The sequence below is a fragment of the Mitsuaria sp. BK037 genome (assembly GCF_014193045.1).
Lineage (GTDB): Bacteria > Pseudomonadota > Gammaproteobacteria > Burkholderiales > Burkholderiaceae_C > Roseateles.
The window spans coordinates 745,601-760,988 of record NZ_JACHYS010000004.1; the positions used below are offsets into that span (position 1 = coordinate 745,601).

Here is a 15,388-nt window from a genome sequence, read left to right on the forward strand (position 1 = left end):
CCATGCCCCGTGGAGAGTCGGCGCTTGGCCAGCGCCGGTGGGCGGTCGTTGTTGTACTCCGAAACGTTCCTCGACTGCGCGACTTCTGAGCGCGGGCCCGGCCAGGGCAGGGGGCGTCCCGTCCGGGAACCCCCAGCCCTTCCCGGACCCCATGACCAGCGTGCACTTCGTGGAAGGGCTCGCTGGCTGCGGGGAGGGCGGAGGTGGCTCAGAACTTGTAGCTGGCGCCCAGCAGGAACTCGCGGCCGGTGACGTGATAGACCACCGGGCTGTTGCGGGCCCGCGAGATGAACTGGTCGTTCGCCTCGTTGGTCAGGTTGACGCCCTCCAGCGTGACCGTGAGCCGGTCGTTGATCTTGTAGGAGATCGACGCGTCCACGTTGAGTGTGGCGTTCTTCCCTTCGACGTCGTTGTTGTTCTGACCCGGCACCCGCGTCAGGAAGGACGAGCGCTTGGAGGCCGAGACCCGGGCGCTGAAGGTGTCGTCGTCGTAGTACAGCGTGGCGTTCCAAGACTTCGGCGACATGTTGAGCAGGTCGTCGGTGATGGTGGCGTTGCTGGTCGGCGAGACCAGGTAGGTGATCTTCGACTTGACGTAGGTGTAGTTGAGGACCGTGCCGAAGTTGCGCCCCCACGACGGCAGGAAGGTGAACGGCTGCTGGTAGTTCAGCTCGATGCCGCGCAGCTTGCCCCCCGGGGTGTTGATCGGCGTGGTGAGCTGGAAGACCTCCTCGCCGGTGAAGTTGGAGGGCAGCAGCGAGAGCGGCAGGCCGGTCTGGTTGTACGGCGCGTTGGTGCGCAGGCTCTGGATGTAGGTGTCGATGTTCTTCTGGAACACGCCCACGCCGATGAAGGCATTGCGGCCGAAGTACCACTCCAGGCTGCCGTCGAAGGTCTTGGCGCGGAAGGGCTTCAGATACGGATTGCCGGTGGTGATCGACAAGGTGCCCGTGGTGCTGATGGTGCCGCCCGGGTTGAGGTTGCCCAGCTGCGGACGCGCCATGACCTTGGCCGCGGCGAAGCGCGCGATGAGGTCCTTGGTGAGGTTGGCCGAGACGTTCAGCGCGGGCAGCCAGTCCTTGTACTTCTGGCCGATGACGACCTCGGTGCCGCCGCCGGTGGCCAGGTAGCCGGTGGCCTCCTGCTCGGTGACGACGTAGCGCACGCCGACGTTGCCCTGCATCCGCAGGCCCAGCACGCGGCCCTCGAAGTCCGCCTGCACGAAGCCGCCGCGGTCGCGCTCGACCACCGCGCGGTTGTTGCCGCGCGCATTGCCGTTGGTGATGGAGGACAGGGTGAAGTCGCCCGGTCCGCCCGCCGGCCCGCTCTTGAGGCAGTTGCAGTAGATGTCGTAGGCGGCGGCGATGGCCTTGAGGTCGGGAATGACCCAGGACGTGGGCGTGCCCGCCGGCAGGCTCAGGCCGCGACCGAAGTTGGTCAGCATCGTCGTCAGCACGCCCGATCCGGCGGCCGGCGAGAAGATGGTGTCGTTCTGGTTGATGCGGCGGAATTCGTAGGTGTCGAAGCTGTACTTCTTGTAGTCGTAGCCCGCCTTGAGGGTCAGCGTGTCGGGCAGGACCTCCCACGCCAGATCCAGGTGGGCGATGTCGTTGCGGTTGTTGGCCCCCTGCGGCCGGATGCGGACCTCGCTGGTGGTCGTGTTGGCGACCGTGGTGGGCTGCGTGCCGGTGCTGACCTGCGGGACGCCGACGACCTGCAGCGCGCCGTTCGACACCGTCGGGTCGAACGGGTACTTGATGACCGGCAGGCGGTCGTCGTTGCGGAAGTCCAGCGTGTAGCCGTTGACGTTGAGCGCATCCAGCGTGACCGTGGTCTGCACCGGGTTGCGGAACTTGGAGTCCGCGCGGCCCACCTTGGCATTGAGCTTGAGGTGGTCGGTGAGCTCCTGCTCCAGCGTCAGGCTGGGCTGGCGGAAGGTGGTGGTGAGCTCGTCGTAGCGCGACTCGGCGCGGATGTCGACGCCGTTGAAGACGCCGTACTGGAGCGCGCCGTTGGGCGCGTACTGCGCCTCGACGACGCTGGTCTGCGGCTTGCCGCCCTGGCTCGCGGTGCGGCTGAAGGAGATCGCCTCGAGGAAGTCTTCGCGCCGCGTCGCATCCAGCTTCGAATACAGCATGTCGAAGGTGAGCAGCGTGCGGTCGGTGGGCTTGAACTGCACCGAGCCGGTCAGGCCCAGCCGGTCCTGGTCGTGGGTGAGTCGGCCGTAGCGCGGCAGGCGCGGGTGGAAGTTGTCGGCGCTGCTGGCCAGGCTGTAGGCCGAGCTCGCGCCGGCGGACGCCGGCAGGCGCGGCACGCCCTGCGCGGCCGGGCCGCAGTTGGCCGCGGTGGTGGCGGGATTCGCGGGCGTCGTGCCCTGCGGCGAGCACCAGCCGCCCGAGGATGGGCCGTTGTCCCAGCGCACCGTGGAGAAGCCTTCCTCGAACAGCCGGCGCTTCGAGTACGCGCCGGACACCAGCACGCCCAGCCGCTTGTCGAGGAAGACGTCGCTGATCAGGAAGGCGGCGCGGGGGTCGGTCTCGCGCGCCAGGTCGTTGTAGCGCGCCTTCACCGAGGCGGTGATCACGCGCTTGTTGAAGTCGAAGGGCCGCGCCGCCTGCAGGTCCACCGTCGCGCCGAGCGAGCCTTCGTCCACTTCCGCCGAGCTGCTCTTGCGCACGGTGATGGTGTTGAAGAGCTCGGAGGCGAAGACGTTGAAGTCGAAGCCGCGCGAGCGGTTGGCGCCGCCGGAGCTGTCGGTGCCGCCCGTGGTGGCGAGCGCCTCGATGCCGTTGATGCGCACCCGGGTGAAGTCGGCGCCCAGGCCGCGCACCGTGATGTTGCGGCCTTCGCCGGCGTCGCGGTCGATCACGACGCCGGGAACGCGCTGCAGCGATTCGGCCAGGTTGGTGTCGGGGAACTTGGCGATGTCCTCGGCCTTGATGACGTCGACGATGCCGCGGTCCTGGCGCTTGGCGTTCAGCGCGCTTTCCAGCGACGCCCGGATGCCGGTGACGACCACCGTCTCGAGCGCCTTGTCGCTGGCGGCGGCGGAGGCCGCCGGCGCGGCCGGTGCCGGGGCGGCCTGGTCCTGGCTCCAGGCGGGCAGCGTGAGCGTCGCCGTGCCCAGCAGGCAGGCGGCGAGGCGGGTCAGGCGGGGCGTGGGCGACGCGGCGCGATGCGCGCGGCGCTGACGATCGGACGAGGTCGTCCCGAGGCGAGTCCCATGACGGTGGGGCATGACGTTGTCTCCAAGGTGCTTCTGCGGCCGCGGGCTCGGGATCGTGGCCCTCGCTCTCGCGGCATCGGTCGGTCGCGGGCGCACGCAGGGCGCCGGCAGGTCGGGAGCGGCCGTCGCTGCAGTGCGATCGCCGCCTCGGTACTGCGGATGTCTGCGATCCGCGCCGCGCGCGGACCCTGGGGTCAGGTCGGGGTCAGAGGTAGTCCTCGCGCCGTGGCGAGAACTGGTCCAGCAGCGTGCTGCCGGGCTCCAGCGCGACGACGCCATGCGTCGTCAGCCGCGGCGCGACGAAGGCGTCGCCCGGCTTGAGCGTGCGTTTCACGCCGCCGACCTCGCAGGCGAAGGAGCCGCTCAGGACGAACGCGATCTGGTCATGCGCGTCGTGCGCATGCGGCGTCCCGATGGCGCCTTCGTCGAACTGCACCAGCACCGACATCAGCTCCGGCGTGTGGCCGACGATCTTGCGGCGGATGCCGTCGCCAAGCTCGGTCCAGGGCGCGTCGTCGTTCAGGAAATACGGATTCATCGGGGCGGTCTCCTCGCGATCCCGGCAAGCGCCGGTGCGGCTGGCGCCGGGAGGGTCCCGGCCGTCGTTGCGAGCAACTATAGCGAGGTCGCGAAAAATTGAAACAGCGGTTCACTACATAGAAACCATAGTTCCGGGAAAGTCCGCAGGCCCGTACGCTTCGCTCCCATCAGTCGCCGGAAGCACCCCGATGCCGGGTGTTTCCTTCCGCCGCCGCGCGATGCCGCGCGGCTCGGACACCCCCACCGCACCGAGGAAGACATGGACATCCGCCAACCCATCCACAGCGAGCATGCCCGCACGCTGGACACCGAAGGCCTGCGCCGCCAGTTCCTGGTCGAGGAGCTGTTCCAGCCCGACCGCGCGACGCTGACCTACAGCCAGATCGACCGGATCATCGTCGGCGGCATCATGCCGGTGACCCAGCCGGTGACCTTCTCGGCGGACCTGGGCAAGCACACCGGCACCGACTACTTCCTGCAGCGCCGCGAACTGGGGCTGATCAACATCGGCGGCGCGGCCCGCGTCTTCGTCGACGACACACAGTACGAAGTCGGCCCGCGGGAGGCGCTCTACATCGGCCAGGGCGCGAAGATCGTCGAGTTCAAGAGCGTCGACGGCGCCAACCCGGCGAAGCTCTACTTCAACTGCGCGCCGGCCCACACGTCCTATCCGACGCGCAAGGTCACGCTGGCCGAGGCCTCGCCCGAGACGCTGGGCGCACCCGAGACGAGCAACCGCCGCACCATCTACAAGTTCCTCGTGCCCGATGTGCTGCCGACCTGCCAGCTGCTGATGGGCATGACGCAGCTGGAGCCGGGCAGCCTGTGGAACACCATGCCCTGCCACCAGCACGACCGCCGCATGGAGGTCTATTTCTACTTCGACATGAAGGCCGACGCGGTGGTCTTCCACATGCTGGGCGAGCCGACGCAGACCCGCCACCTGGTCGTGCGCAACGAGCAGGCGGTGATCAGCCCGAGCTGGTCCATCCATTCCGGCGTCGGCACCCAGGCCTACACCTTCATCTGGGGCATGGTCGGCGAGAACCAGGTCTTCAAGGACATGGACCACGTGCCGATGACGACGCTGCGCTGAAGCGCCGCGGCTCGCGACCCCACCCGACCAAGGGAATGAACGAGATGATCCTGGACAACTTCCAACTCGATGGCCGCGTGGCCATCGTCTCCGGCTGCAACACCGGGCTGGGGCAGGGCATGGCGGTGGCGCTGGCGCAGGCCGGCGCGCACATCGTCGGCGTCAACGTGTCCGACCCGGTCGAGACCCGGACCGAGGTCGAGCGCCTGGGCCGGCGCTTCCTGGACCTGCGCGCCAACCTCGGCGACATCAGCTGCATCGAGGGCCTGGTGGCCGAGGCCAAGTCGCTGACCGGCCGCGTCGACATCCTGGTCAACAACGCCGGCATCATCCGGCGCGAGGATGCGATCCGCTTCAGCGAGAAGGACTGGGACGACGTCGTCGACCTCAACCTCAAGACGGTGTTCTTCTTCTCGCAGGCCGTGGCCAGGCAGTACCTCGCGCAGGGCGGCGGCGGCAAGATCATCAACGTGGCGTCGATGCTGTCCTTCCAGGGCGGCGTGCGGGTGCCCTCGTACACCGCCAGCAAGAGCGGCGTGATGGGCATCACCCGGCTGATGGCCAATGAATGGGCGGCGCACGGCATCAACGTCAACGCGATCGCGCCCGGCTACATGGCCACCAACAACACCGCCGCGCTGCGCCAGGACGAGAGCCGCAACGCCGCGATCCTGGACCGCATCCCCGCGGGCCGCTGGGGCGTGCCCGACGACCTGGCCGGGCCGGTGGTGTTCCTCGCCTCCAAGGCCTCGGACTACGTGAACGGGTATACCGTCGCGGTCGACGGCGGGTGGCTCGCCCGCTGACGCCATGTTCGGCGCGACGGGGCCCGCAGAGGCCCCGCGCGCCCGCCGACGGAGACACGGCTCATGTATGAGAACAAGCGACTGGGCTTCCTGTTCGTCCTGCCTTTCGTGCTGGGCGTGCTGCTGTTCAAGCTCTTCCCCTTCGTGATGAGCTTCGCGCTCAGCTTCACGCAGTACGACCTGATCGACCCGCCCCAATTCGTGGGACTGCGCAACTACGAGGAGCTGGCCACCGCGGACCCGCTGTTCCGCAAGTCGCTGGGCGTGACGCTGCTCTTCGCGCTGCTGGCGGTGCCGCTGCGGGTGGGCTTCGCGCTGTTCATCGCGCACGTGCTCAATTTCAAGCTGCGCAGCATCAACTTCTTCCGGGCGGCGTTCTACATCCCGTCCATCCTCGGCGGCTCGATCGCGGTGGCGGTGCTGTGGCGCTTCGTCTTCGCGCGCAACGGGCTGGTGAACCTGGTGCTGGTGAAGCTCGGCCTCGAGCCGATCCCGTGGCTTGCCGACGAGCATTACTCGATGTGGACCATCGTGCTGCTGTTCACGTGGCAGTTCGGCTCGGCGATGGTGATCTTCCTGGCGGCGCTGCAGAACGTGTCGATCTCGCTGTACGAGGCGGCCGAGTGCGATGGCGCCAGCAAGGCCCAGCAGTTCTGGAAGATCACCGTGCCGCTGATCACGCCGGTGATCTTCTTCAACGTGATCATGCAGATGGTCCACGCGTTCCAGGAATTCAACGGCCCGTACATGATCACCGAGGGCGGCCCGCTGCACTCGACCTATGTGCTGGCGCTCTACATCTACGACCAGAGCTTCCGCTTCTTCAACCTGGGCTACGGCGCGGCGCTGTCGTGGGTGCTGTTCGCGCTCGTCGGCGGACTGGCGGCGCTGTCCTTCTGGAGCTCGAAGTACTGGGTCTTCTATTCGGGCGAGAAGGAGTCGAAGCGATGAGCCGCCTTCCCTCCCCCCAGCGTCGCAGTACGCCCATCCAACCCCCTCTCCCGCTTGCGGGAGAGGGCGGGGGTGAGGGCCGCGGCAGTGGCACCGCGCCCACCCTGACCCTGGGCCGCGACCGCGGCAACCGCCCGCTGCGCTACCTGGCGCTGGCCGCGGTCGCCATCGTGATGCTCTACCCCCTGCTGTGGCTGGTCGGCGCCTCCTTCAAGAGCAACGCCGAGATCTTCAGCTCCGCCGGCTTCTGGCCCGACCGCTTCGACTTCGGCGCCTACGCCAAGGGCTGGAAGACCAGCACCGAGTACACCTTCGCGACCTACTTCCTGAACAGCTTCCTGATCACGATCCCGCGCATCGTCGTGACGGTGATCTCCTGCGTGCTGGTGGCCTACGCCTTCGCGCGCTTCGAGTTCTGGGGCCGCAAGCTGCTGTTCAGCATCATGATCGCCACGATGATGCTGCCGCTGATCGTGCTGCGCCTGCCGCAGTACCTGGTGTTCCGCGAGATCGGCTGGCTGGACTCCTACCTGCCGCTGATCGTGCCCTCGGCCTTCGCCACGGACACCTTCTTCGTCTTCATGCTGGTGCAGTTCCTGCGCGGCATCCCGCGCGACATGGAGGAGGCCGCCCAGATCGACGGCTGCAATGCGCTGCAGCTGCTGTGGCACATCATCGTGCCGCTGCTCAAGCCGGCCATCATCTCGGTGATCGTCTTCCAGTTCATCTGGACGATGAACGACTTCATGGGCCCGCTGATCTACCTGGCCTCGGTGGAGAAGTACCCGGTCTCGCTGGCGCTGAAGATGAGCATCGGCGCGACCGAGGAGGTCGAGTGGGCCAACGTGATCGCGATCTCGGTGGTGGCGCTGATCCCGTCGATCGCCGTGTTCTTCGCGGCGCAGAAGCATTTCATCGAGGGCGCGACGTCCTCGGGCGTCAAAGGCTGACAAGGACATCGGCATGGCAAGACTGAGCCTCAACAAGGTCGAGAAGGTGTACCCCAACGGATTCAAGGCCGTGCACGGCGTGGACCTGGAGGTGCGCGACGGCGAGTTCATGGTCTTCGTCGGCCCCTCGGGCTGCGCGAAGTCGACGCTGCTGCGGATGATCGCGGGGCTGGAGAGCATCACCGGCGGCGAGTTGCGCATCGGCGACCGCGCCGTCAACGCGCTGGCGCCCAAGCAGCGCGGCATCGCGATGGTGTTCCAGAACTACGCGCTGTATCCCCACATGAAGGTCTACGACAACCTGGCCTTCGGCCTGAAGCTGGCGGGCACGCCCAAGGCCGAGCTCGACCAGCGCGTGCGCCATGCCGCGAAGCTGCTGGAGATGGAGCACCTGCTGGACCGCTATCCGAAGCAGCTGTCCGGCGGCCAGGCGCAGCGCGTCGCGGTGGGCCGGGCGATCGTGAAGAAGCCGGACGTCTTCCTCTTCGACGAGCCGCTGTCCAACCTCGACGCCAAGCTGCGCGCCGCGATGCGGGTGCGGCTGACCGAGCTGCACCGCACGCTGCGCGACAGCCAGCAGCCCGCCACCACGATCTACGTCACCCACGACCAGGTTGAGGCGATGACGATGGGCGAGCGCATCTGCGTCCTCAAGGAGGGCGTGATCCAGCAGGTCGACACGCCGACGGCGCTCTACGACCGGCCGGCCAACGCCTTTGTCGCCGGCTTCATCGGCTCGCCGGAGATGAACCTGCTCGAGGCGCGCCTGCAAGCCACCGACACCGGGCTGGCCGTCGAGGTCGGCGGCGCGCGGCTGCCGCTGCCCGCGGACAAGGCAGCGGGCATCGCGGCGCTGCCGCGCCTGGCGGATGCGGCGGTGACCTTCGGCCTGCGGCCGGAGCACATCGGCCTGGCGCCGCGCGTGCAGGGCGACAGCGTCGGCGTCACGGCGCGGCTGCGCTTCACCGAGCACATGGGCTCGGAGGTCTACCTGCATGCAGAGCTGGGCGCGCTGCCGATCACGGCGCGCATCCCGGCCGAGCAGGCGATCGCGTTGCAGGGCCTGGCGCGCGGCGATGCGCTGACGCTGCATCTGCAGCTGTCGGCCTGCCACCTCTTCGACGCGGGCAGTGGCGTGAACCTGATGTCCGCCGCGCTGGGGACGCGCGCATGAGCCTGCCGAGACGACAGGTGCTGGGTCTGGCGGCAGGCGGCGCCGCGGTCGCCGCCGCGGGGCTGGGCGCCGCGCTGACGGCGCCGGCGGTGCTGCGCGCGCAGGACAAGGCCACCGTGCTGCGCTTCGCCTGGTGGGGCGGCGCGGGCCGGCACGAAGCGACGCTCAAGGCGCTGGCGCTTTTCGAGCGCCGCCACGGCGTGCGGGTGAAGGCCGAATACATGGGCTTCAACGGCTACCTGGAGCGCCTGACGACGCAGATCGCCGGCGGCTCCGAGCCCGAAGTCATGCAGATCAACTGGGCCTGGCTGGCGATGTTCAGCAAGCGCGGCAACGGCTTCGCCGACCTGCACCGGCATGCGGCGCTGCTGGACCTGGCCCAGTTCGACCGGGAAGACCTCGCGTATGGCGAGGTCGCGGGCAAGCTCAACGCACTGCCGGTGTCCTTCAGCGCGCGGGTGATGCTGTGGAACCAGGCGGCCTTCGATCGTGCGGGCCTCGCGCTGCCGCGCAGCTGGGACGAGCTCTTCGCCACCGGACCGGCCTTCCGCCGCCTCCTGGGCCAGGACGCCTACCCGCTGGACGGCGAGCTGTACGACATGATGCTGCTCTCCCAGGCCTGGGTGCAGCAGCGCCACGGCACGCCCTATGTCGATCCCGCGTCGCCGCGCGTGGCGATGAACGAGGCGGCCGCGCTGGACTGGGTCCGCATCTACAAGCGGCTCGTCACCGAGCACGTCGCCACGCCGCTGCCGCTGCGCGCGAGCCTGGGCGGCGCCGAGAAGCCGACCGAGCAGCAACCCGACTGGGTGGTCGGCCGCTGGGCGGGGAACTACACCTGGGACTCGGTGATCGGGCTGCGCGCGTCGACGCTGGACAAGCAGCAGAAGCTGGTGCTCGGCGACTTCCCGACGCTGCCCGGCGCGCTGGACAGCGGCATGTTCGGCCGGCCCACGGTGATGTACGCGGTGAGCCGCCATGCCGAGAAGAACGGCCGGGCCGAGCTGGCCGCGCGGCTCGTCAACTTCCTGCTGACCGACCCCGAGGCCGCGACGGTGCTCGGCCGCACGCGCGGCCTGCCGTCGGCGCGTGGCCCCTTCGAGCAGCTGAAGGCGGCCGGCACCCTGCCGCCGCTGGAGGTCGCGGCGCATGAGCAGATCAAGGCGCAGCGCGAGTCGGGCCGGCTCAAGCGCCCGGCGCCGCTGTTCGAGCATGCGCGGCTGCACAAGTTCATGCGCGAGGTCTTCGAGACCGTCGCCTATGGCAAGACCACCGAGGTCGACGCCGCGCGCCGCCTGGTCGGCGAAGGCCAGGCCCTGCTGCAACGGATCAAGTGAACCTGTCTTCCCGAGGATCAAAGCGACCATGAAAGCCACCGAACGCCAGCTGCGCTTCGTCACCCGCGAGGACCCATATACCGGTGCGCGCGTCACCCGGCTCACGCCCACCGACGTGACCTGCCACCGCAACTACTTCTATCAGAAGTGCTTCACCAACGATGGGCAGCGGCTGATCTTCGGCGCCGAGTTCGGGCCCGGCTCGAGCTGGAACTACCACCTGCTGGACCTCGGCTCGCAGGTCGCGACGCAGCTCACCGACCAGGCGGGCGAGAACACCTTCGGCGGCTTCCTGAGCCCCGACGACCAGCACCTGTACTTCGTCCGCGCGGAGCGGCGCCTGATCCGCCTGGCGCTGCGCGACCTGAGCGAGGAGGTCGTCTACACCGTGCCCGAGGGCTGGGTGGGTTACGGCACCTGGGTCTCGAACAGCGCCTGCACGAAGATGGTCGGCATCGAGATCGCCGCGAGCGACTGGTTCCCGCTCAGCGACTGGCAGAAGTTCCACCAGATGTTCCATGCGAAGCCGCGCTGCCGGCTGATCCGCATCGACCTGGCCACCGGTGCGCGCGAGGTGATCCTCGAGCAGCAGGGCTGGCTGGGCCATCCGCAGTACCGACCCGGCGACGACCACACGGTCGCGTACTGCCACGAAGGGCCGCACGACCTGGTGGATGCGCGCATGTGGTTCGTCGACGAGGACGGCGGCAACGTCCGGTGCGGGCGGCGTCAAGACAAGGGCGAAAGCTGCACCCATGAGTTCTGGGTGCCGGACGGTTCCGCGATGATCTACGTCTCCTACCTGAAGGGGCAGCGCGATCGATGGATCTGCGCGCTCGATCCCATGACGCTTCAATCCCGGCGCCTCACGAAGATGCCACCCTGCTCGCACCTGATGAGCAACCACGACGGCACGCTGCTGATCGGCGATGGCTGCGACTCGCCAGCCGATGTCGCCGACACCGGCAGCCACCAGATCGCGACCGATCCCTTCCTGCACCTGTTCGACCTGAAGGCCGGCACCGAACGGCGCGTGGCGCGGCATGACAGCTCGTGGCGTGTCTACAAGGGCAACCGGCAGGTCACGCATCCGCATCCGTCGTTCACGCCCGACGAGCGGCAGGTGCTGTTCAGCGCCGATGCCGAGGGCGAGCCGGCGCTGTACCTGGCGGACCTGTGATGCGGGGCTGGCGTGGCGCGGTGATGGCGGGGCTGTGCGTGGCGGCGCTGCAGGCCGCGTGGGCGCAGGACCGGCCGCAACTCGGCGACGACGCGGCCGCCCAGGCCACGGCCGCGCGCTACCTCGGTGATTGGCGGCCGCAGACGCTCGATCCCGCGCGCTGGACGCCGACCTTCGTCGTCGCCGCCGATGGGAGCGGCACGCACCGCACGCTCCAGGCCGCGATCGATGCCTTGCCGGCCAAGGGGCAGGGCGGATCGGCGGCCCCGGCGCGCGCCTACGTGCTCGTCAAGCCGGGCACTTATCGTGAGCCGCTCTGCATCCAGGACAAGGCGCCGTTCACGCTGTATGGGCGTGGCGATCCCGCGGAGGTCGTGATCGTCGAGTGCCGCTACAACGCGCTGCCGAAGGCGCGCGGCGCCGTCGCGCACCGCTGCATGCCGCTGCTCGACGCGGAGACCTTCGGGACACCGGGCAGCGCCAGCGTGATGCTGTTCAGCGACGACGTGCAGCTCGCGCGGCTGACCATCGCCAACGATGCGATGGACCCCGTGCGCGCCGGGCAGGGGTACCCGCCGGGCGTCGGCGAGAGCGGCGGCGCGCAGGCCGTCGCGCTGATGACGCGCGGCGACCGGATCCAGCTCGAGCAGGTGCGGCTGCTCGGGCACCAGGACACCTTCTATGCCGAGCGCGCCAGTGAGGACCTCGCGAGCGAATCGCGCGTGTTCGTGCATGCGGGCGAGATCCGCGGCGACGTCGATTTCATCTTCGGCGGCGCGACGCTGGTGATCGACGACAGCGTCATCGTGAGCCGCGCCGGACGGCGCTCGCCGGGGCAGGGCGGCGTCGTGCTCGCGCCCAGCACGCCCGATGGCGTGCCGCGCGGCTTCCTCGTGCAGGGCACACGCTGGGTGGCGGAGCCCGGCGTCGCGCCGGGCAGCGTGCGCCTGGGCCGGGCCTGGGACCGCGGCGTGAAGGCCGGCGAATGGCGCCGGTCGCCGTCGGCGCCCAACGGCCAGGCGGTGATCCGGGACAGCCAGCTCGGTCCTCATCTGACGGCCTGGGCGGCCTCGACCTCGCGCCGCCCTTTCGCCGCGACCGGCGAAGCGGCCAACCGCATGGCCGAGTACCGCAATGTCGCGTCGACCGCCGCGTCGCCAGCCGCGTCCCCCGACGCGGTGCCCGCCGCGGCCTTCGACGCGATCGCGCCCGGCGATGGCTGGGCCTCGATGAACGGCGGCACGGCAGGCGGCGCGAAGGCGAAGGCCGAGGCCATCCGCGTCGTGCGCACGCGGGCCGAGCTCGATGCCGCGCTGGCGCTCGGCGACACGCCCAAGCTGATCGCGCTGGCGGCGCGCATCGACCTGGCGGCGGACGCGTCCGGCCGCCCGCTGGGCATCGAGGATTTCCGCGATCCGGCTTTCGATCTCGACGCCTTCGCGCGCCAGTACGACCCGGCCACCTGGGGTCGTCGCCCGCCCGAAGGGCCGCTCGAGGAGGCGCGCAAGCGGTCCGCGCGGCGCCAGGCGGCGCAGGTCGTCGTCAAGGTGCCGTCCAACACGACGATCGTCGGCCTCACGCCCGATGCCGGATTCGACAACGGCTCGCTGATGCTGGAGAAGGTCTCGCAGGTGATCCTGCGCAACCTGCGTTTCTCCGATGCCTACGATTTCTTCCCCGCCTGGGACCCGAACGACAACGGGCATGGCGAATGGAACTCCGAGTACGACACCGTCTCGCTGCGCGAGGCGACGCAGGTGTGGATCGACCACTGCGTCTTCGACGACGGCGCCCGGCCCGATCCGCGCGAGCCGGTGGTGCTCGGCCAGCGGATGCAGCGCCATGACGGCTTGCTGGACATCACGCGGCGCTCCGACTTCGTGACCGTGTCCTGGAACGTCTTCCGCCGCCACGACAAGACCATGCTGATCGGCGGCGGCGACGGCCATCGCGACGACCGCGGGCACCTGCGCGTCACGCTGCATCACAACCTGTGGGAGCAGGTGAAGGAGCGCGCGCCGCGGGTGCGCTACGGCCAGGTGCATGTCGCCAACAACCTCTACCTGCCGGCGCCGGCGGGGGACTATCCCTACGCCTACTCGATCGGCGCGGGCCTCGAGTCGCAGGTGCTGAGCGAGGCCAACGCCTGGGAGGCGGCGGCCGGCATCGCGCCGGGGCGGGTGGCGCGGCTGCTCAAGGGCGACCGGATCGAGGACCGCGGCTCGCGCTTCAACGGCGAGCCGATCGACCTGGTGGGCATGCTCCGTGCCGCGAATCCGGACCGGCCGGTCGCCGGCGAGGCCGGCTGGACGCCGCCGTACCGCCTGCCCATCGAGGCCGCGACCGAGGTGCCGGCCCGGGTTCGCGCGGGCGCGGGCACCGGCCGGCTGTGGTGAAATCTTCCCTTTCCAGGAACACGTTGCGCATGGATGACGATCTGAACGATGGCAAGCAGCAGCCCGAGTCGGTGGCCGCGGTGCTCAAGGTCTTTGCCATCCTGCAGGCCCTGTCGGAACGCAGCGACACCGGCATCTCGGAGCTCTCGGTGCGGCTGGCCATGCCCAAGGCCACGGTCTACCGCTTCCTGCAGACGATGAAGACCCTGGGCTACGTGCACCAGGAGTCCGACAGCGAGCGCTACGGCCTGGCGATGAAGGTCTTCGAGATCGGCGCCAAGGCGTTGCAGTATCCGGACCTGGTCGACCTGTCCAAGCACCACATGCAGATGCTGGCCGACGCCACCGGCGAGACGGTCCACCTGGGCACGCTGATCGACAGCGAGATCATCTACGTCCACAAGGTCGACTCCCGGCACATGCTGGGCATGTACTCGCGCATCGGTCGCCGCGCGCCGCTGCACTGCACCGCGATCGGCAAGGTGCTGATGGCCTGGGAGCATCCGGAGCGCCGCGCGCGCGTGCTGGCCGGCGCGGAGTTCCAGCGCTTCCGCGACAAGACGATCACCGAGCCGGCCGCCTTCCAGGCCGAGCTGGAGCGGGTGAAGGCGCAGGGCTTCGGCGAGGACCGCGAGGAATTCGACGACCACATCCGCTGCCTGGGCGTGCCGATCTTCGACCGGCTGGGCCAGCCCATCGCCGGCATGAGCGTGAGCTTCCCCACCTTCCGCTACGACGAGGCCAAGGCGCCCGAGGTGGTGGCGATGCTGCAGGCGGCCAGCCGCGACATCTCGGCGCGGCTGGGCTGCGCGAAGTTCCCGCTCGACACCTGAACCCGGGCGGCTCAGGCACGGGACAATCGCGGCCTTCTTCGTTCCCGTCCCATTCCCTTTTCGCGCTGCATCGGCGCGACACCGCGATAACGCGGTTGTCGCGTGGACCGATGTTGTCGTACAACTGAGCCCCTGATGACTGTGCCGCTGACCCGTACCCGCCCGAAATCGCTGGCCCTCGGACTTGTCCGGGCGCTGGAGGACCGCATCCGCGCGGGCGCGCTGGCCAGCGGTGACAAGCTGCCGACCGAAGCGGCGATCATGGCCGAGTTCGAGGTCAGCCGGACGGTGGTCCGGGAAGCGATCTCCAAGCTGCAGGCGGCCGGGCTGGTCGAGACGCGGCATGGCATCGGGACCTTCGTGCTGGGGCTGGGGGAGGGCGGGCCCTTCCGCATCGGTGCCGAGCAGATGGCGACGCTGCACGATGTCGTCGCGGTGCTGGAACTGCGCATCGGCGTCGAGACCGAAGCCGCGGCGCTGGCGGCGCAGCGGCGCGGGGACGCGCACCTGGACGCGATGCGGGCGGCGGTGGGCGCCTTCGCGGAAGCGGCGCTGGCGGGCCGCGACGCGGTGGCGGCGGACTTCCAGTTCCACCTGGAGATCGCCCGCGCGACGGGCAATCCGCATTTCGAGCAACTGATGGCGACGCTGGGCGCGCCGAGCATCCCGCGGGCGCGCCTGGCCAGCCTGCAGGCCGCCGGCGACGAGGACCCGATCGCGCAGCGCGACTATCTGCTGCGCGTGAACGCGGAGCATGAAAGCATCCTCGACGCGATCGCCGCGCGCGACGCCGAGGCCGCGCGCGCGGCCATGCGCACCCACTTGGCCAACAGCCGCGAACGCCGCCGGCGCGCGGCGCTGGCGTTGCAGGAACAGCGCTGACCGGACCTTGCCGGCGG

12 protein-coding genes are annotated in these 15,388 nt (G+C 69.4%); 10 read left to right on the forward strand and 2 right to left on the reverse strand.

Annotated features, from left to right (window positions below; translation table 11 throughout):
* Positions 1–208: 208 nt before the first annotated feature.
* Both FHT37_RS24270 and FHT37_RS24275 read right to left on the reverse strand, forming a co-directional pair.
* Positions 209–3,238 carry a TonB-dependent receptor gene (locus tag FHT37_RS24270; RefSeq protein ID WP_183485525.1) on the reverse strand — a complete coding sequence of 1,010 codons (3,030 nt, stop codon included), beginning with the start codon at positions 3,236–3,238 and terminating at the stop codon, positions 209–211.
* A gap of 193 nt (positions 3,239–3,431) precedes the next feature.
* Positions 3,432–3,764, reverse strand: coding sequence for a cupin domain-containing protein (locus FHT37_RS24275; protein WP_091721894.1), 333 nt, complete (start codon positions 3,762–3,764; stop codon positions 3,432–3,434).
* Positions 3,765–4,025: 261 nt separating this feature from the next.
* Here FHT37_RS24275 and kduI point away from each other — a divergent pair, with 261 nt between their 5' ends.
* The 10 genes from kduI (at position 4,026) to FHT37_RS24325 (ending at position 15,371) form a co-directional block, all read left to right on the forward strand.
* A complete protein-coding gene (kduI, locus tag FHT37_RS24280) occupies positions 4,026–4,862 on the forward strand; it encodes a 5-dehydro-4-deoxy-D-glucuronate isomerase (RefSeq protein WP_183485528.1) in 837 nt (278 codons plus the stop codon).
* A 35-nt stretch (positions 4,863–4,897) separates the two neighbouring features.
* A complete protein-coding gene (gene kduD / locus FHT37_RS24285) occupies positions 4,898–5,668 on the forward strand; it encodes a 2-dehydro-3-deoxy-D-gluconate 5-dehydrogenase KduD (RefSeq protein ID WP_254783191.1) in 771 nt (256 codons plus the stop codon).
* Positions 5,669–5,731: 63 nt separating this feature from the next.
* Positions 5,732–6,619 (forward strand): carbohydrate ABC transporter permease, encoded by an 888-nt coding sequence (locus tag FHT37_RS24290; protein WP_183485531.1) that lies wholly within the window; start codon positions 5,732–5,734, stop codon positions 6,617–6,619.
* Positions 6,616–7,569 (forward strand): carbohydrate ABC transporter permease, encoded by a 954-nt coding sequence (locus FHT37_RS24295; protein WP_183485534.1) that lies wholly within the window; start codon positions 6,616–6,618, stop codon positions 7,567–7,569. The genes FHT37_RS24290 and FHT37_RS24295 overlap by 4 nt, the downstream gene beginning before the upstream one ends.
* A gap of 13 nt (positions 7,570–7,582) precedes the next feature.
* Positions 7,583–8,743 (forward strand): ABC transporter ATP-binding protein, encoded by a 1,161-nt coding sequence (locus FHT37_RS24300; protein WP_091721910.1) that lies wholly within the window; start codon positions 7,583–7,585, stop codon positions 8,741–8,743.
* Positions 8,740–10,080 (forward strand): ABC transporter substrate-binding protein, encoded by a 1,341-nt coding sequence (locus FHT37_RS24305; protein WP_183485537.1) that lies wholly within the window; start codon positions 8,740–8,742, stop codon positions 10,078–10,080. Before FHT37_RS24300 ends, FHT37_RS24305 begins: the two co-directional genes overlap by 4 nt.
* A 28-nt stretch (positions 10,081–10,108) precedes the next feature.
* Complete coding sequence (locus FHT37_RS24310) at positions 10,109–11,260, forward strand: oligogalacturonate lyase family protein (RefSeq protein WP_183485540.1); 1,152 nt, start codon at positions 10,109–10,111, stop codon at positions 11,258–11,260.
* Complete coding sequence (locus FHT37_RS24315) at positions 11,260–13,656, forward strand: pectinesterase family protein (protein ID WP_183485543.1); 2,397 nt, start codon at positions 11,260–11,262, stop codon at positions 13,654–13,656. Before FHT37_RS24310 ends, FHT37_RS24315 begins: the two co-directional genes overlap by 1 nt.
* Positions 13,657–13,685: 29 nt before the next feature.
* Entirely contained in the window at positions 13,686–14,489 is an 804-nt protein-coding gene (gene kdgR / locus FHT37_RS24320) for a DNA-binding transcriptional regulator KdgR (RefSeq protein WP_091721923.1), read from the forward strand.
* A gap of 135 nt (positions 14,490–14,624) precedes the next feature.
* Positions 14,625–15,371, forward strand: coding sequence for a FadR/GntR family transcriptional regulator (locus FHT37_RS24325; protein WP_091721926.1), 747 nt, complete (start codon positions 14,625–14,627; stop codon positions 15,369–15,371).
* Positions 15,372–15,388 lie beyond the last annotated feature (17 nt).